The organism is uncultured Ramlibacter sp. (assembly GCF_936925435.1).
Classification (GTDB): Bacteria; Pseudomonadota; Gammaproteobacteria; order Burkholderiales; family Burkholderiaceae_C; genus Ramlibacter.
Genome location: NZ_CAKZHQ010000023.1, coordinates 1 through 16,846, shown reverse-complemented (window position 1 = coordinate 16,846; position 16,846 = coordinate 1). Strand labels below are relative to the sequence as shown.

Annotated in this window: 19 protein-coding genes; 14 read left to right on the top strand and 5 right to left on the bottom strand. The window is 68.5% G+C overall.

What is annotated here, in order from left to right; all coding sequences use genetic code 11:
• Genes Q0632_RS11080 through Q0632_RS11065 form a run of 4 tightly spaced genes read right to left on the bottom strand, consistent with a single transcriptional unit; the run spans nt 1 to nt 3,587 of the window.
• A complete protein-coding gene (locus Q0632_RS11080) occupies nt 1-870 on the bottom strand; it encodes an ABC transporter permease (RefSeq protein ID WP_298928982.1) in 870 nt (289 codons plus the stop codon).
• Nucleotides 867-1,691 carry an ABC transporter ATP-binding protein gene (locus Q0632_RS11075; protein ID WP_298928979.1) on the bottom strand — a complete coding sequence of 275 codons (825 nt, stop codon included), beginning with the start codon at nt 1,689-1,691 and terminating at the stop codon, nt 867-869. The genes Q0632_RS11080 and Q0632_RS11075 overlap by 4 nt, the downstream gene beginning before the upstream one ends.
• An 11-nt stretch (nt 1,692-1,702) precedes the next feature.
• Nucleotides 1,703-2,689, bottom strand: a complete 987-nt coding sequence (locus Q0632_RS11070) for an ABC transporter substrate-binding protein (protein WP_298928975.1) — start codon at nt 2,687-2,689, stop codon at nt 1,703-1,705.
• A gap of 22 nt (nt 2,690-2,711) precedes the next feature.
• Entirely contained in the window at nt 2,712-3,587 is an 876-nt protein-coding gene (locus Q0632_RS11065; protein ID WP_298928972.1) for a TauD/TfdA family dioxygenase, read from the bottom strand.
• A gap of 202 nt (nt 3,588-3,789) precedes the next feature.
• Here Q0632_RS11065 and Q0632_RS11060 point away from each other — a divergent pair, with 202 nt between their 5' ends.
• The 14 genes from Q0632_RS11060 to Q0632_RS10995 all read left to right on the top strand — a co-directional run bounded on the left by Q0632_RS11060 (nt 3,790) and on the right by Q0632_RS10995 (nt 15,894).
• Complete coding sequence (locus Q0632_RS11060) at nt 3,790-4,746, top strand: TauD/TfdA family dioxygenase (RefSeq protein ID WP_298928969.1); 957 nt, start codon at nt 3,790-3,792, stop codon at nt 4,744-4,746.
• 35 nt (nt 4,747-4,781) lie between these two features.
• Nucleotides 4,782-6,113 (top strand): extracellular solute-binding protein, encoded by a 1,332-nt coding sequence (locus Q0632_RS11055; protein ID WP_298928966.1) that lies wholly within the window; start codon nt 4,782-4,784, stop codon nt 6,111-6,113.
• Nucleotides 6,114-6,119: 6 nt separating this feature from the next.
• On the top strand, nt 6,120-7,025 hold the full coding sequence (locus Q0632_RS11050) for a carbohydrate ABC transporter permease (RefSeq protein ID WP_298928963.1): 906 nt from the start codon (nt 6,120-6,122) through the stop codon (nt 7,023-7,025).
• Nucleotides 7,012-7,917, top strand: a complete 906-nt coding sequence (locus tag Q0632_RS11045) for a carbohydrate ABC transporter permease (RefSeq protein ID WP_298928960.1) — start codon at nt 7,012-7,014, stop codon at nt 7,915-7,917. The genes Q0632_RS11050 and Q0632_RS11045 overlap by 14 nt, the downstream gene beginning before the upstream one ends.
• Before the next feature lie 8 nt (nt 7,918-7,925).
• Nucleotides 7,926-8,990 (top strand): ABC transporter ATP-binding protein, encoded by a 1,065-nt coding sequence (locus tag Q0632_RS11040; protein WP_298928957.1) that lies wholly within the window; start codon nt 7,926-7,928, stop codon nt 8,988-8,990.
• 8 nt (nt 8,991-8,998) lie between these two features.
• Nucleotides 8,999-10,225, top strand: coding sequence for an acyl-CoA dehydrogenase family protein (locus tag Q0632_RS11035; protein WP_298928954.1), 1,227 nt, complete (start codon nt 8,999-9,001; stop codon nt 10,223-10,225).
• 27 nt (nt 10,226-10,252) lie between these two features.
• Nucleotides 10,253-11,230 (top strand): aliphatic sulfonate ABC transporter substrate-binding protein, encoded by a 978-nt coding sequence (locus Q0632_RS11030; protein WP_298928951.1) that lies wholly within the window; start codon nt 10,253-10,255, stop codon nt 11,228-11,230.
• An 8-nt stretch (nt 11,231-11,238) separates the two neighbouring features.
• On the top strand, nt 11,239-12,072 hold the full coding sequence (locus tag Q0632_RS11025) for an ABC transporter permease (RefSeq protein WP_298928947.1): 834 nt from the start codon (nt 11,239-11,241) through the stop codon (nt 12,070-12,072).
• Nucleotides 12,069-12,803, top strand: coding sequence for an ABC transporter ATP-binding protein (locus tag Q0632_RS11020; RefSeq protein WP_298928942.1), 735 nt, complete (start codon nt 12,069-12,071; stop codon nt 12,801-12,803). The genes Q0632_RS11025 and Q0632_RS11020 overlap by 4 nt, the downstream gene beginning before the upstream one ends.
• Before the next feature lie 171 nt (nt 12,804-12,974).
• Nucleotides 12,975-13,388: a nuclear transport factor 2 family protein gene (locus Q0632_RS11015; RefSeq protein ID WP_298928940.1), complete on the top strand. Its 414-nt coding sequence runs from the start codon at nt 12,975-12,977 to the stop codon at nt 13,386-13,388.
• 4 nt (nt 13,389-13,392) lie between these two features.
• Nucleotides 13,393-13,785, top strand: a complete 393-nt coding sequence (locus Q0632_RS11010) for a MerR family transcriptional regulator (RefSeq protein ID WP_298928938.1) — start codon at nt 13,393-13,395, stop codon at nt 13,783-13,785.
• A gap of 217 nt (nt 13,786-14,002) precedes the next feature.
• Nucleotides 14,003-14,587 carry a class I SAM-dependent methyltransferase gene (locus Q0632_RS11005; RefSeq protein WP_298928931.1) on the top strand — a complete coding sequence of 195 codons (585 nt, stop codon included), beginning with the start codon at nt 14,003-14,005 and terminating at the stop codon, nt 14,585-14,587.
• A gap of 38 nt (nt 14,588-14,625) precedes the next feature.
• The gene (locus Q0632_RS11000; RefSeq protein WP_298928929.1) at nt 14,626-14,907 is read left to right on the top strand and encodes a hypothetical protein; all 282 of its coding nucleotides are present in this window, start codon (nt 14,626-14,628) and stop codon (nt 14,905-14,907) included.
• 84 nt (nt 14,908-14,991) lie between these two features.
• Nucleotides 14,992-15,894 (top strand): LysR family transcriptional regulator, encoded by a 903-nt coding sequence (locus tag Q0632_RS10995; RefSeq protein ID WP_298928927.1) that lies wholly within the window; start codon nt 14,992-14,994, stop codon nt 15,892-15,894.
• Nucleotides 15,895-15,936: 42 nt separating this feature from the next.
• On the opposite strand, the gene Q0632_RS10990 is transcribed toward Q0632_RS10995, so the two are convergent.
• Nucleotides 15,937-16,626, bottom strand: coding sequence for a Tim44 domain-containing protein (locus tag Q0632_RS10990; RefSeq protein ID WP_298928925.1), 690 nt, complete (start codon nt 16,624-16,626; stop codon nt 15,937-15,939).
• Between the last annotated feature and the right edge of the window lie 220 nt (nt 16,627-16,846).

Sequence of the window (16,846 nt, the reverse complement as noted above, 5' to 3'; positions counted from 1 at the left end):
CTAGCGCTGCATGCCCCAGCGCCGCACCGTCAGGCGCTCCAGCGTCTGGAACACCAGGCCCTCCACAGCCAGGCCGATCAGGATGACCAGGGCCAGGCCGGCGAAAACGCGGTCGGTCTGCAGTTCATTGCGGTTCTGGAAGATGAACCAGCCCAGGCCGCCCTTGCCGGAAGATGCGCCGAACACCAGTTCCGCCGCGATCAGGGTGCGCCAGGCAAAGGCCCAGCCGATCTTCAGGCCCGAGACAATGGCCGGCAGCGCCGCCGGCACCAGAATCTGCAGCACGTAGCGCAGCCCGGTCAGGCCGTAGTTGCGGCCCGCCATGCGCAGCGTGTCGGGCACGCCCTGAAAGCCCGCATAGGTGTTCAGGGCCAGCGGCCACAGCACGGAATGCATCAACACAAAGACCAGGCTGCCGCGGCCCAGGCCGAACCACAGCAGGGCCAGCGGCAGCAGCGCGATGGCCGGCAGCGGATTGAACATGGCGGTCAGCGTGGACAGCAGGTCGCGCCCCAGCTGGGTGGACACGGCCAGCACCGTCAGCGCGAAAGCCGCCAGCACGCCCATGGCGTAGCCCTGCAGCAGCACGGCCAGGGTGATGCGGGTTTTCTCCAGCAGTTCGCCGCTGGCCAGGCCTTCGCCCAGGGCGCGCGCTGCCTGCAAAAACGTGGGCAGCAGCAAGTCGTTGTCCTGCCAGCGCGCCACCACTTCCCACAGCGCGGCCAGCACCACCAGGATGAGGCCGCGGCGCAGCCAGCCCTGCTGCCACAGGCGCGCGGCCAGGGGCAGGCTGCGTTCGGCAGCGCGCGGCGGCAGCGGCTCCAGCACCAGTTCGTATTCGGGACGGATGGGAGGGTTCAAGACTGTCATGCGGTCTTTCTCCCCTCAGTGGGCTGGCTCTCGGGCGCATCGAACAGCAGGCCGTGGATGCGGCGGGCCGTGGCCTGGAAGGCCGCGCCCTCGCTGTCCAGACCGAAGTCATGGGCGTTGATCTCGGCGCGCATGCGGCCCGGGTGCGGTGAGAGCACACCCACGCGGTTGCCCACGACCAGCGCCTCCTCGATGGAATGGGTGACGAAGACCAGGGTGAAGCGCACCTCCTCCCACAGCACCAACAGCTCTTCCTGCATCTTGCGGCGCGTCAACGCGTCCAGTGCGGCGAAGGGCTCGTCCATCAGCAGCACGCGCGGCTGCATGGCCAGCGCCCGGGCGATGGCCACGCGCTGCTTCATGCCGCCGGACAACTGGTGCGGATAGGCCTGGGCGAACTTCGCCAGGCCCACCTTGTCCAGCCAGTGCAGGGCCCGCTCGGCAGCCTCCTTGCGCCCCAGGGTGCGCGAGGCCCGCAGCGGAAAGGCCACGTTGTCCTGCACGGTCTTCCAGGGCGGCAGCTGGTCGAACTCCTGGAAGACCACGATGCGGTCCGGTCCCGGGCCGTGCACCACCTGGCCGTCCAGGCGGATCTCACCTTCCACCGGCGCGATGAAGCCACCGATGGCCTTGAGCAGGGTCGACTTGCCGCAGCCCGAAGCACCCAGGAGCACGAAGCGGTCCGCCGCATGCACGTCGAAGCGCACGCGGTGGGTGGCCCGCACCACGGTCTGCGCCGTGCGGTATTCCAGGCTGACGCCGTCCACCTGCAACAGCGGCGCGGCCGCGAGCTCGGGCTTGATGGGGGTGACCGTGGCCATCGCGTTGTCCATCAGCTGCCCGGCTGGGCGTAGGCTTCTTCGAAGAAGTAGTCCTTCCACGATGCAGCGCGGTTCTTCAGCACGCCCAGCTTGTGCAGCTCGTCGGCATAGACGAAGGTGCGGTACGGCGAGACGGTGAAGTCGTTCTCCGGATCCTCGACAATGCGGCGCACGAAGTCGCGCGAGAGCTTGGACTTCTGCACCCGGATGAAGGTGTCTGCGGCCCTGGCCTTGTCGGCCTTGATGAACTGCGCCGCCTCCAACAGGGCCGCATAGAAGGCCTTGTAGGTCTTGGGGTTCTCGTCGTGGTACTTCTGCGTGGTGTAGAGCACGTTGAAGGTCGCCGGCCCGCCCAGGATGTCGTAGGAGCTGAGCACCTTGTGCACGCTCTTGTTCTCCAGTGCCTGGTAGTAAAACGGCGCGCTGGAAAAATGCGTGGTGATTTCCGAACCGCCGCTGATCAGCGCCGCCGTCGCATCCGGGTGCGGCAGGCTGACCGAGATATTGTCGAAACGCTTGAAGTCGTCTTTGCCGAAGACCTTGGCGGTCTCGATCTGCAGGGTGCGCGACTGGAAGCCCGTGCCCGCCGCCGGCACGGCGATGCGGTCCTTCTCGCCCAGGTCCTTCAAGGTCTTGACCTTGGGGTTGTTGGTGATCAGGTAGTTGGGCAGCGAGCCCAGGGCCGCCACCGCCTTGACGTTCTGCCTGCCCTTGGTGCGGTCCCACAGCGTCAGCAGCGGCGGCACGCCGGCCGAGACCACGTCCAGCGAGCCGGCCAGCAAGGCCTCGTTCATGGCCGTGGCGCCGGAGATCTGGCTCCACTCCACCTGGATGTCCAGGCCCTGGGCCCTGCCGTGTTTTTCGATCAGCTTCTGGTCCTGCAGCACGTCCAGGATCAGGTAGCCGATGCCGAACTGCTGGGCGATGCTGATCTTGCCCTCGGCGTGGACCGCGAGGCTGGCCGCGGCCAGGGCGGTGATGGCGACAATTTTCTTCATGCGTGTGGGTCGTTCAAAGAGTTCAGAAAGGCGTGTCGCCCTCGATGGTGGTTCGGTAGAGCTTGCGGCGCAGGTGCTCGGGCGTGCCGGCTGCCAGGTGCATGACCGAGCGGTTGTCCCAGAACACCATGTCATGCGGCGCCCACTGGTGGCGCATGACGTGCTCGGACCGCACGCTGCGCTCGAACAGTTCATCCAGCACGGCGCGGCTTTCATCCTCGGGCAGGCCGACGACGCGCGTCGTGAAATGCTCGCTGACGAACAGCGCCTTGCGGCCGGTCTCGGGATGGGTCCGCACCACAGGGTGCACCACCGGCTGGACTTCATCGAGCTGCACCTGCGTGAGCTTGGGACGCCAGGGACTGCGCTCGCGCAGTTCCTCGTACTTTGCCAGGTAGGTGTGCTCGGCCGCCAGCGGCGCGATCAGCTTCTTGAGTTCCTGCGGCAGCGCCTCGTAGGCCGTGTGCTGGTTGGCGAACAGCGTGTCGCCGCCCTCGGAGGGCAGCTCCTGCGCATGCAGCATGGAGCCCAGGCTGGGCTTGTCCTTGTACGACAGGTCGGAATGCCAGAAATGGCCGGCATCGCCCAGGCCGATGGGCTTGCCGCCCTCCTTGATGTTGGAGACCACCAGAACCTCGGGCTGGCCGGCCAGCTGAAAGTCCTTGAGCACATGGATCTGCAACGGCCCGAAGCGCCGGCTGAACGCCACCTGCTGGGCCGGCGTGATGCGCATGTCGCGGAACACCAGCACGTGGTGGTCCAGATGCGCCTGGTGGATGCGCTCGAGTTCGTAGGGCGTCAATGGCTGGCTCAGGTCCAGGCCCAGCACCTCGGCGCCCAGGGCGTCGTCCAGGGGCCTGATTTCGAGCTGACCCAGGTCGAAGGCGGGAAATTTCATCGTCTGCTTGTCTGCGGTAAGGCGGGAGAGCCGCAATGTATGCCGCAAGCGCCGCGCCGCGAACGAATGTTTTGGCGTTTGCTCACAACCGAAACATCTATACGGCCCAGCGATGACTTGGTTGTTTGCAAATCGAAATCCATTGGTTCGCTTTTGCGCAGCTTGTCCCTAGAATTTTTTGCACCACAACCGGAGCAAGACCTTGAGCGCAACGCAAACCACGAACGAAGATGCCTCTTTCGGCGGCCTGCAGATCCGCCGTGTGGCCGGCCGCATCGGCGGCGAAGTCAGCAACCTGAAGCTCTCCGCCTCCCTGGACGACGCCACCATCGGCCATCTGCAGGCGGCCCTGGTCCGGCACAAGGTCTTGTTCTTCCGCGGCCAGGACCAGCTGGACGACACCGCCCACCAGGCCTTCGGCGCGCGCCTGGGTCGCACCGTGGCCCACCCCACCGTGCCCTCGCCCCAGGGCACCCAACTTTTCGAGCTCGATGCCTCCAAGGGCGGCGGCCGCGCCGATTCCTGGCACACCGACGTCACCTTCGTTGATGCGTTCCCCAAGATCTCCATCCTGCGTGGCGTCACCATCCCCGCCTACGGCGGCGACACGGTCTGGGCCAACACGGCGGCCGCTTATGAAGGCCTGCCGGAAGACCTCAAGCGCTTCGCCGACAAGCTTTGGGCCGTGCACAGCAACGACTACGACTACGGCGCGACCCGTGCCGTGGTTGAAGACGAGCGCCTGCGCCATCACCAGAACGTGTTCGTCTCGGCCGTCTTCGAGGCCGAGCACCCCATCGTCCACGTGCACCCGGTCTCGGGCGAACGCGCCCTGCTGCTGGGCCACTTCGTCAAGAAGATCTCCGGCTTTTCCAGCACCGAGTCGGCGCGCATCTTCGAGCTGCTGCAAAACCGCGTGACCAAGTTGGAGAACACCGTCCGCTGGAGCTGGCGTCAGGACGACGTGGCGATCTGGGACAACCGCGCCACCCAGCACTACGCCATCAACGACTACGGCGATCAGGCCCGCCTGGTGCGGCGCGTGACCATCGAAGGCGAGCCCGCTGTCTCGGTGGACGGCCAGCGCAGCCGCACCCGCAGACGCCCGGAGGCTGTGAATGACGAGCAGATCCGCGCCGCCATCTCCCAGGCCGCCTGAGCCCCATCCAGAACACCCCAAAGAAACGAGTTTCCATGACCCAACGTCGCCAGTTCCTCACTGCCGGTGCCGCGCTCGGCGCCGGCGCCCTGCTACCCGGCTTTGCCGCCGCCCAGGGCGGTGCCAAGAAATTCGCCGGCGTGACGCTCAATGTCTCGACCTTCAGCGCCGCCTACCCCAAGCTGCTGCAGCAGTACCTGCCGGAGTTCGAGGCGCTCACTGGCGCCAAGGTCAACTTCGACACGCCCTCGTTTCCGGTCTACAACCAGCGCGCCGACCTGGAGCTGTCGACCAAGGGCTCGGCCTACGACGTGCTCAACGTCACCTTCATCTACTCCAGCCGCTGGATCAACAACGGCTGGTTCACCCCGCTGGACGACTTCGTCAAGAACCCGGCGCTGACCCCGGCCGACTGGGACATCAACGACTTCCTGCCCGGCGCCCGCGCACCGGAGACAGGCAAGGACGGCAAGCTGTACGGCATTCCATGGACGGCCGAGGCCTTGCTCACGGCCTCCTCGCGCTTCGACCTGGTGCAGGCCGCCGGCCTGGAGTTTCCCGACACGGTGGACGACCTGGCCAAGGTGCTGCGTGCCGTCAACAAGAAGGAGCGCGTGGCCGGCTTCGTGGCCGACAGCCACTACGGCTGGACCTTCGTGCCCTATCTGCAGGCCTTCGGCGGCAACGTTTTTCGCAAGGCGCCGGACGACCTCTTCCCCACCCTGGACACGCCGGAGGTGATCGCCGCCGCCGAGTACTACGCCGGCCTGCTGCGTGAGTTCGGCCCCGACGGTGCCGTGACCTACACGCCCGACCAGGTGACCCAGGCCCTCAAGCAGGGCCGGGTGAACTTCACCGACGCCGGCCAGCTGCACCTGGCCCAGCTGGGCGACCCGGCCACCAGCAAGACCATCAAGACAGTGAAGTTCGGCTTGGTGCCCAAGGGCCCGGCCGGCCGCTTCCCTGGCGCCGCCGTGCACGGCCTGGGCATCCCCACCGGCTCGAAGAACAAGGAGGCCGCCTGGGCCTTCATCCAGTGGGCCTTGTCCAAGCAGACCACGCGCAAGGCGGTGCTGGCCGGCTACGGCTCGCCGGCCCGGCGCTCGGACATCGATTCGCAGGACTTCCGCTCCCGGCAGGTCATCAACGGCAGCGACCTGGCCAAACTCTCGCTGGAATCGATCGACCTGGCGGCCAAGACCGGCCACATGAAGTACCGCACGGTCTCGGTCTATCCGCAGATCGACCAGCAGCTGAACAAGGCCATCGAGCTGGTGGTCACCAAGCAGTCGTCGGCCAAGCAGGCCTTCCAGCAGGCCCAGGCCGCCTCGATCGCCGAACTCAAGCGCGCCGGCATCAATCTCTAGGCCCCGATGACGATTGCCCTCCCCCGTGCCGGCTGGCAAGCGCAGCGCCGGCGCGCCTTCCTGCTCGGGCTGGCGCCCTCGCTGGTGGTGCTGCTGCTGGTCACCCTGCTGCCGGCGGCTGCGCTGCTGGTGGCCAGCCTGACGCCGCTGAGCCTGACCGACCCGGTCGCGAGCTTTCGCTTCGACGACCCGCTGGTCAACTACCGGCACCTGCTGGAGGACCCGCGCTTCCTGGATTCGGTGGTCACCCAGCTCAAGCTCTCCGTCTCCAGCGTGGCGCTGCAGGTCGCCGTGGGTCTGGGCATCGCCTTGCTGCTGGACGGCAGGTCGCGCCTGCTGGCGGCGACGCGCACTGCCTTCCTCATCCCCATGGTGCTGCCGCCCATCGTGGTCGCCCTGATCTGGAAGATCATGTACTCGCCCGATGTCAGCCCGCTGCACCGCGCGGCCGAGACCCTGGGCCTGCCCTTCTCCTCGCTGATCGCCAACCCGGCCACCGCCTTGTGGGCCATCACCCTGGCCGACACCTGGCAGTGGTTCCCCTTCACCATGCTGATGGTGCTGGCGGCATTGCAGATGGTGCCGGCCGATCCGCTGGAAGCGGCCCGCCTGGACGGCGCCAACCGCTGGCAGCTGTTTCGGTTCATCGTGCTGCCGCACATCCGGCCGGTGCTGGTGGTGTGCGCGCTGTTTCGCCTGATCGACAGCTTCAAGGCCTTCCCGCTGATCTATGTACTGACCAACGGCGGGCCTGGCACGGTGACCGAGGTCACCAACTACTACGGCTTCATCCAGGCCTTCAACTTCTCGTACTGGGGCTACGCCAGCGCCATCGCCATGGTGATCCTCGCCGGTGTGTTTCTCTTGAGCTGGCTGGTCGGCCGGCTGGGATGGAAAAATGAACAGCATTAGCACGGCGGCCCTGGCCGACCTTGACCCCGTCCACGTCGCCGCCCATTCAGCGGCATCGCCTGTGCGAGCCCCTTCGCGCATCGGCCGGTTCGCCCGCCGCCATGCGCGCAGCGCCGCGGCCCTGGTGCTGCTGGCCGTCGTGATGTTCCCCTTCCTGTGGCTGGTGCAACTGGCTTTCCGGCCGGCAGCCGAGGTGTTCGATGACAGCCTGCTGTTCAGGCCCACGCTGGAGTCCTTCACCAGCCTGCTGCAGGGCAACTTTCTCAAGTCCTTCGGCAACAGCCTGCTGGTGAGCACCCTGTCGACCGGCCTGTCACTGCTCATCGGCGTGCCAGCCGCCTATGCCTTGACACGCTGGAAGTTCCGCGGCCGCCAGCAGGTGGCGCTGTGGATTCTGGTCACGCGCATGGCGCCGCCGATTGCCTTCACCATTCCGTTTTTCCTGGCCTACCGCTGGCTGGGCCTGCAGGACACCATCATCGGCCTGGCCATCGTCTACCTGACCTTCAACCTGGCCATCGTCATCTGGCTGATGCAAACCTTCTTCGAGGCCGTGCCGCCCTCGCTGGAAGAGGCGGCCTACATCGACGGCTGCGGCGTCTGGCGGGCCTTCTGGCGCATCACCCTGCCGCTGACGGCGCCCGGCCTGGCGGCCACGGCCGTGCTGTGCTTCATCTTCTCGTGGAACGACTTCTTCTACGCGCTCATCCTCACGCGAACCAACGCCACGACGGCGCCGGTCGCCATCGTCAACTTCCTCCAGTACGAGGGCTGGGAGTGGTCCAAGATCGCCGCCGGCGGCACCCTGGTCATGTTCCCCGTCGTCATCTTCACCGTGCTGGTGCGTACCTGGCTGGTCCGTGGCCTGACTGCCGGCGGCCTCAAGGACTGAACCCACCCATGTCTTCCATCACCATCCGCCAGCTCACCAAGAGCTACGGCCCGCAAGCCGTGCTCCACGGCATCGACCTGGACATCCGCGAGGGCGAGTTCGTCGCCCTGGTCGGCCCCTCGGGCTGCGGCAAGTCCACCCTGCTGCGCCTGATCGCCGGCCTGGAGGACATCAGCTCCGGGGAGATCCGCCTGGGCGGCCGCCTCATCAACGACGTCGCCCCCAAGGACCGCGACATCGCCATGGTGTTCCAGAACTACGCCCTTTATCCGCACATGACGGTGCGCGAGAACCTGGGCTTCTCGCTGCGGCTGCAAAAGACGCCGCAGGAGGAAGCCACGCGGCGCATCACCGAGGTGGCATCGGCACTGGGCCTGTCGCAACTGCTGGAGCGCCAGCCGCGCCAGCTCTCGGGCGGCCAGCGCCAGCGCGTGGCCATGGGCCGCGCCATCCTGCGCCGGCCCCAGGCCTTCCTGTTTGACGAGCCGCTGTCCAACCTGGACGCCAAGCTGCGTGTGCAGATGCGCACCGAGATCAAGGCCCTGCATCAGCGCCTGGGAACCACCACGGTCTATGTGACGCACGACCAGGTCGAGGCCATGACCATGGCCGACCGCATCGTCGTGCTGCGCGACGGCGTGATCGAACAGCAGGGCGCGCCGCTGGAGCTGTACGACAAGCCGCGCAATGCCTTCGTCGCAGGCTTCATCGGTTCGCCGGCCATGAACTTCATCCCCGGGCGTCTGCAGCTGGGCGACGCACCGCACGTGGTCACCGATGACGGTTTGGTCCTGCCCCTGGCCGCCACGCCGGACGGCGCGCACGGCAGCCGCGTTCTCTATGGCGCGCGGCCCGAGCACTTCTCCCTGCAGGCCGGCGGCCTGAGCGCCGAGGTCATCGTGGTCGAGCCCACCGGCGCCGAGACCCAGATCGCGGCGCGCCTGGCCGGCCAGGACGTCATCGCCGCCTTCCGCCAGCGCATCGATGCACGGCCCGGCGACCGGCTTTCCCTTCTGCCGCAGGCGGCACAAGCCCATGTGTTCGACGCCTCCAGCGGCGCCCGGCTGAACTGAAAGATTCCATGTCCGCCATCCTGCAATTTCCCAATGGCCGCAGCAGCGCCACCGATGCCGCCGGTGACACTGCCACGGCCCACCCCGAAGTCCTGGCCCACACCCTGGCGTCCAAGCTCGCAGAGACGGCCGTCGCACGTGACGCCGCCGGCGGCCATGCGGCGGCCGAGCGCGACCTGCTGCGCGCCAGCGGCCTGCTGGCCCTGACCATCCCGCGCGAACACGGCGGCCACGGCGGCGACTGGCCCACCCTGCTGCGGGTGGTGCGCATCCTGGCGCGCGAAGACAGCGCGCTGGCCCATGTCTTCGCCTTCCACCACCTGCAGCTGGCCACCGTGCGGCTGTATGGCAGCGCGGCCCAGCAGGCGCGCCTGCTGGGCGACACCGCCGCCGAGGGCCTGTTCTGGAGCAATGCCTACAACCGCCTGGACAAGCGCACCACGGCCACGCCCACCGAAGGCGGCTGGCACATCGCTGGCACCAAGGCGTATTGCTCGGGCTCGGTCGGCTCCGACAGGCTGATGCTGACCGCCTGGCACGAGGCGTCTGCCGGCTTTCTCATCGGCGCGCTGCCCACGGACGCGCCCGGCGTGGCCGTGCAGGGCGACTGGGACGCCTTCGGCCAGCGCCAGACCGACAGCGGCACGGTGCGTTTCGACGGCGCCCTGCTGGCGCAGGCCGACCTGCTGCAGCTGCCGGGCACGCCGTCCACCGTCTTTGCCACGCTGCGCCCGCAGATCTCGCAGCTGGTCATGGCCAACCTCTACCTGGGCATCGCCGAAGGCGCGCTGGCCGCGGCCCGGCGCTTCCAGCGCGAGGACGCCAGACCCTGGTTCGCCTCGGGTGTGCAGGCCTCGGTGGACGACCCCTATGTGCAGCACCGCTACGGTGAGCTGGCCCTGGATGCGCGCGCCGCCCAGCCTGTGACCGATGAAGCGGCGCAGCTGCTGGAAGCCGGCTGGCAGCAGGGCCTGGAACTGCAGGCCGACGAGCGCGGCGAGGTCGCCATTGCCGTGGCCCAGGCCAAGGCCCTGGCGCACCGCGCCGTGATGCGCATCAGCAGCGACTTCTTTGAATTGACCGGTGCCCGCTCGACCTCGGCGCGCTACGGCTTCGACCGCTTCTGGCGCAACGCCCGCGTCCACACCTTGCACGACCCGGTGGACTACAAGCTGCGCGACCTGGGCCGCCATTTCCTCACCGGCCAGTACCCCGACCCGACGGCCTACTCCTGATCCATTGAACCTCCCGAAAAGACCACCATGCAAAGACGACACCTCCTGCAAGCCGGCGCCGCCGCCCTGGCCGCGCCCGTCCTGGCCCGCGCCGACGAGCCGCTGAAAGAACTGCGCCTGGACTGGGCCACCTACTCGCCCTCCAGCCTGGTGCTCAAGCGCTTCGGCTGGCTGGAGGAGGACCTGCGCAAGGACGGCACGGCCGTCAAATGGGTGTTCAGCGCCGGCAGCAACCGGGCGCTGGAATACCTGGCGGCCAACAGTGTGGACATCGGCTCCTCGGCCGGCCTGGCGGCCCTGCTGGCGCGCGCCAACGGCAGTCCGATCCGCGCGCCCTACATCTTCTCGCGCCCCGAGTGGACGGCCCTGGTGGTGCGCAAGGACTCGCCCATCCGCAGCGTCAAGGACCTCAAGGGCAAGAAGGTCGCGGCCACCAAGGGCACGGATCCGTATCTGTTCCTGCTGCGCGCCCTGCCCACCGCTGGCCTCAAGCGCAGCGACATCGAGCACGTGGCGCTGCAACACGCCGACGGCCGCACCGCGCTGGAGCAGGGCCGGGTCGATGCCTGGGCCGGGCTGGACCCGCTGATGGCGGCCAGCGAGCTGGACGCCGGCTCGCGCCTGATCTACCGCAACGTGGCTTTCAACACCTACGGCTTCCTCAATGTGCGCGAAGACTTTCTGACGAAGCAGCCCGAGACAGTGCGCCGCGTCATCGCCGGCTACGAGCGGGCCCGCAAATGGATCCTGGCCAACACCGTCGAGGCGGCCAAGATCCTGTCGGAGGAAGCCAAGGTCAGCCTGCAGGTCGCCCTGCTGCAGATCAAGCTGCGCACCGACCTGAGCAATCCCCAGCCCTCCTCTGAACACGTGCAGGCCCTGCAGGCCGCCGCGCCCATCCTGCTGGAGGAAGGCCTGGTCAAGCCCGGCACCAACCTGAACAAGGTGGTGACCGACCTGGTGGACACGCGCTTCGCTCTGTCCTTGCTGCAACGCGCCGCCTGACGCCACCCATGCCGCCCCACAGCCAAGCGATCGCTGAACTGCCCGCCGCTGCGGCCCCACCGGAGCAGCGCCCCCGTCTGCCGCGCGGCTGGCTGGGCCTGCTGCTGCCGGCGGCCGTGCTGCTCACGTTGGAAACCGTGGCGCGCGCCGGCTGGATCGCCCCCAACCTGCTGCCGCCGCCCACCGAGGTGCTGCGCACGCTCTGGTCGCTGGGGCCGCAGGCACTTGCCGGCCACATCATGGCCAGCAGCGCGCGCGTCGCCACAGGTTTTGCCGCTGGCGCGGCCCTGGGCATCGCGGCCGGCGCTGCGGCCGGCCTGTCGCAACGCGCCCAGCAACTGCTGGACCCGAGCTTCCAGGCCCTGCGTGCCATCCCCTCGCTGGCCTGGGTGCCGCTGTTGCTGCTGTGGCTGGGCATCGATGAGGCACCCAAACTGGTGCTGATCGCCATCGGCGCCTTCTTCCCGGTCTACATGGGTGTGGCCGCGGGCTTTCGTGATGTCGACCGCAAGCTGGTGGAGGTGGCGCGGCTCTACAGCCTGAGCGGTGCCGCGCTGGTGCGGCGCGTGCTGCTGCCGGCCGCCCTGCCCTCGGTGCTGACCGGCCTGCGCAACGGCCTGAGCCTGTCCTGGATGTTCATGGTGGCGGCCGAACTGATCGCTGCCACCAACGGCCTGGGCTACCTGCTGACCGATGGCCGCGAGACCGGCCGCGCCGACATCGTCTTCGTCGCCATCGGCCTGCTGGCCCTGCTGGGCAAGCTCAGCGACACGGCCATGGCCTGGCTGGAGCACCGCCTGCTGGCATGGCGCGACAGCTTCGACGCCGGGAGCCTGGCATGAGCGCCGTCATCGACGTCCAGGTCGCTCAAAAGGATTTCGGCGGCGCGCCCGTACTGGGCCCGCTGCGCCTGGCGCTGGCCAGCGGCGAGACCGTCGCCCTGGTGGGGGCCAGCGGCTGTGGCAAGAGCACGCTGCTGCGTATCCTCGCCGGGCTGGACGCGGACTTCCGGGGCGCCGTCCACGTCGACGGCCGGGCCGTGCACGGCGTGCAGCGCGAGGTCGGCTTCATCTTCCAGGAGCCCCGGCTGTTCCCCTGGCTCAGCGTCGCCGACAACATCGCCTTCGGCAGCGGCCGCCCGGGCCGGGAAGACCAGCGTGTCGGCACGCTGCTGGAGGAAGTGGGCCTGACCGGCCTGCAGGACCGCCTGCCCAAGCAGCTGTCGGGCGGCCAGGCGCAACGCGTCGCCATTGCCCGCGGCCTGTACGCCCGGCCGCGCGTGCTGCTGCTGGACGAACCCTTCAGCGCGGTCGATGCCTTCACGCGCATGAAGCTGCAAGACCTGCTGGCCTCGCTGGCCCAGGCCCATGGCATCAGCGTGCTGCTGGTGACCCATGACGTGGAAGAAGCCGTGCTGCTGGCCGACCGCGTGCTGGTCCTGGCCGCGCGGCCGGGCCGCGTGCAGGCCGAGGTGGCGGTGGACCTGCCCCGGCCGCGCCAGCGCGAGCACCCCGGCCTGCTGCCCTTGCGCGCCCGCGTGCTGGCGGCCCTGCACGACGCCCACGCATTCTGAACAAGTTGTCTCCTTGCCCTCTCTGGTGGGCAATTCACCACCCCGCCGGTCCGCCGGTGGGGTGTTTTTTTTGGCGCCGGCCGCGGCGCTTGACAGGGCCTTGACCTGGCGTGCACTCTAGGATGCCCAATTGAGCTGCAGGCCTATCCTGCCTGCGGAAAAGGAGCATCCATGGACACGACAGACGCCCAGAGTCCCCGCACCATCGCCGAGAATTTCTACCGGCGTTTCGACGCCAACGACGTTGCCGGCGCGCTGGACCTGATGGCCGACGACGCCAGCTTCTGGATCGCCGGCAAGCCCGGCGCCAGCCCCTCGGCCGGCGAGCACAGCAAAGACGAAATGGCTGCCATGTTCCGCCGCATGGGCAAGCGGCTCAGGGACGGCCTGCGCATGCAGGTCAAGGCAGTGACTGCCGAAGGCGATCGGGTCGCGCTGGAGGTGCAGTCCCACGGCGAACTGCTCAACGGCCGCGTCTACGACCAGGAGTACCACGCCCTCATGCTCATCCGCGGCGGCAAGATCGCGGCCGTGCGTGAGTACATGGACACCCAGCACGTGCACGACATCTGGTATCGGGACTGACAGCGTGCCGGCCGCAAGACCCCTGCGCCTGCGCATCGGCGAGCTGGCCGAACGCACCGGCCGCAGCGTCCACACCATCCGCTGGTACGAGGCGCAAGGACTGCTACCCACCGTGCCGCGCCAGGGCACACACCGCGTGTACAGCAACCGCCACCTCGAATGGATGGAATTGGTGGACCGTCTGCGGCAGTCGGGCATGTCGGTGGCCGAACTGCGCGAGTACACGGCGCTGGCCCAGCGCGGTGGCGCGACGCTGGCGCAGACGCGCGCGCTGCTGCAGGCCCACAAGGCCCAGGTCGAGGCGCGCATCGCGCAGTGGCAGCGCGCCCGGCGGCTGATCGACGCGAAAATCGCCTTCTATACCGAGTGGATCGAGCAGGGCCGGCGGCCGCTCTGATCCGCATCGCTTCGAAGGCGCGCTTGGCGGCCGCGCGGTCCGGATCGGTGACCCACGGCGCCATCCAGGAAGGTCTTGTCGATGCAAGAAGACGTAGACTGCGCGCAGGCCCGCCTCCGACAACTCGCTGTCAGCACCCTTCAACGATCCCCAGGCGGTGGCCGGCTATTTCGACCGCACTCGCCGCCTGGTTCCTGGCTGGGACGACCTGCAGAAAATGGCGACGGTGCTTGTGGCGGAGCGGGCGCCGGCGGATGCCCATGTGCTGGTCGTCGGCGCCGGCGGCGGCGCCGAATTGAAGGCCTTCGCGCAGGCCCATGCGGGTTGGCGATTCACCGGCGTCGACCCCGCGCAGGAGATGCTGCGCATGGCGCGGACCACACTGGGCCCGCTGGCTGGGCGCGCCCAGTTGCACCATGGCTATGTGGACACGGCGCCGGACGGCCCTTTCGACGCGGCAACCTGCCTGTTGACCCTGCACTTCGTGGCTGTGGCTGAACGCAAGCGCACCTTGCAGGAGATTCACCGCCGCCTGCGGCCCGGCGCGCCCTTCGTCATGGCCCACCTGAGTTTTCCGCAGGCTGCGGGGGAACGCGATATCTGGCTGGCGCGCTATGTCGCATTTGCCGTCGCCTCGGGCGTCGACCCTGCAAGCGTGCGCAACGCGGCGTCTGTGATCAGCGATCGTCTGAGCCTGCTGGACCCGGCCGCAGAAGAAGCCCAGCTCCAAGACGCGGGCTTCAGCGTGCCCCGGCTGTTCTATACCGGCCTGGCCTTCCGCGGCTGGGTTGCGCAGGCCTGAGCCGGAAGTGGCCATGGGGATACCAGTAGACTGCAGCCATGACTTCTTCCCCGCCGACCTCCCCGAATATCATCAATTGCGAGCACCGCGATTGGCAGCTGCAGGCGCGCTGGTTTCAGTCCTTGATGGGAACGTCCGAAGGTTGGGTTTGCTTTGTCTCCGGCCCGAATTCCCAACACAAGCTCAATATCGGACGTTGGCCAGGCAGTGAGCTGGCGATCCAGCAGGGAAGAGACTATGTTGATCGCAGGCTGGACGCCACCCAGCTGGCGCGCATCCATCCCAGCGTGAAGCCCCGCAACCCGAACGCAAAACGCTAGTCGCGGCCAGAGAACCTGGCTCCCGCCCCATCCCTTTCGTGCCTGAGTTGAGGTGCCGCTGCGCGCGGCTCCTATGATTGCCCAATGGCCACCCCGCTCAACTTCCGTCATCTCTATTACTTCTGGGTCGTGGCCAAGGAAGGCGGTATTTCCCGCGCGGCAGAGCGGCTGGGCATGGCGGTGCAGACCGTCAGCGCCCAGGTGCGCGCCCTCGAGCACGACATGGGCCACGCGTTGTTCAAGCCGGCCGGCCGAGCGCTGGTCCTGACCGAAGGCGGCGAGGCGGCCATGGCGCTGGCCGAGCAGATCTTCCAGCTCGGCGAGGCCTTGCCCGCAGCCGTGCGCGAAGCTGCCACTGGTGTGGGCATGCGCCTGCGCGTGGGTATCTCCGACGGCCTGCCAAAGCTGGTCGTGCGCCACCTTTTGCGGCCCGCTGTGGCCGACACCGGCGCGCGGCTGCTGTGCCACGAAGACGAGTTCGACCGCCTGCTGGCCGAGTTGGCACTGCACAAGCTCGACGCGCTGCTGGCCGACCGTGCCGCCCCCACCAACAACCCCAACCTGCGTCTGTACAGCCACAAGCTCGGTGAAGCGCCGCTGGCGTGGTTCGCCCCCGCAGCCATGGTGGGCAAGCGCTGGCCGCGCTTTCCGGCCTGCCTGGCGGAAATGCCGGTGCTGCTGCCCACGGGCCATGCCGCCGTGCGGCCGCGCATCGACCACTGGCTCGAGCGGGAAGGGCTGCGCCCGAACATCGTCGGCGAGTTTGAAGACAGCGCGCTGCTGGCGGCGTTCGGCCGCAGCGGCATGGGCGCCTTTCCAGCCTCGCGCCTGTCGAAAAAAGAGCTGCTGGCCGATCCCACGATCGTGCTGCTGGGCGACAGCCCCGACCTGGTCGAGGCGTTCTACCTGATCTCGGCTGAAAGAAAAATCCAGCATCCGCTGGTGCAGCGGATGCTGGATGGTTTGAAGAACGCGACGCCCGGCTGAGGCGTCGCTGGGGCTCAGGCGCCCCGCATCAAACGCCCAGGCTTACACGCCCGGGGTGACTTGCTGGATACCCGCCACGATCCAGCCACCGAAGCCGGTGCGGGGCTTGGTCAGGTGCCAGACCTCGTCCAGGTCCTCCGTGTCGGCATGGAGCTGGTCGCGCACGCTGCCGGTGAAGCGCACGCTGACGATGTAGCGTTCACCTTCTTCCACAACTTCCAGCACCTGGGCGTTCAGGCCAAACACCTGCGTGTCCTGCCCCACGTCGCCACGCGACTCGACATCCGCACGCACTTCCTCAAACATCTCCGGCGTGAGGTAGTCACGCAGGCGTTGCAGGTCGCGGGCGTCGTTGGCCGACTGCAGCGCCAGGAACTGCTGCGTTGCATTGCGCGCGAAGCCTGCCGCGTCGAAATCAGCCGGGATGGCGGAAGCTTGCGCCGCCGCCGCGGTGACGCCACCCAGGGCCGAGCCGATGCGCGTGCCGCCTGCGGGCTGGCTGCCGAAGCCGCCGCCGAAGCTGCCACCCGCGCGCCCACCTGCCCCCGCGCCAGCCGTGGCCGGCGTAGCGTTGCGCGCCATGCGGTTGCGCATCACGAAGCCGATCACCGCCAGCACCACCACGCCGAGCAGCGCGAACATCATGAAGTTGGCCATTGCCTCGCCGAAGCCCAGGTGCGAGGCCAGCGCCATCAGGCCCAGGCCCGCGGCCATGCCGGCGATCGGGCCCATCCAGCTGCGCTTGGCTGCGGCGGCAGGGGCGGGGGGGGCGGGGGGGGCGGCCGGGGGGGGGGGGGGGGGGGGGGGGGGGGGGGGGGGGGTTGGGGGGGCTGCGGGGGGGGGGGGGGGGGGGCCGGCCCCCGCGGCCCCCCCCCCCCCCCCCCCCCCCCCCGCCCCCCCGCCCGGCGCGCCCGAGAGCCCCCCCCGGGCCCCCCGCCCCCCCCCCGGTCGC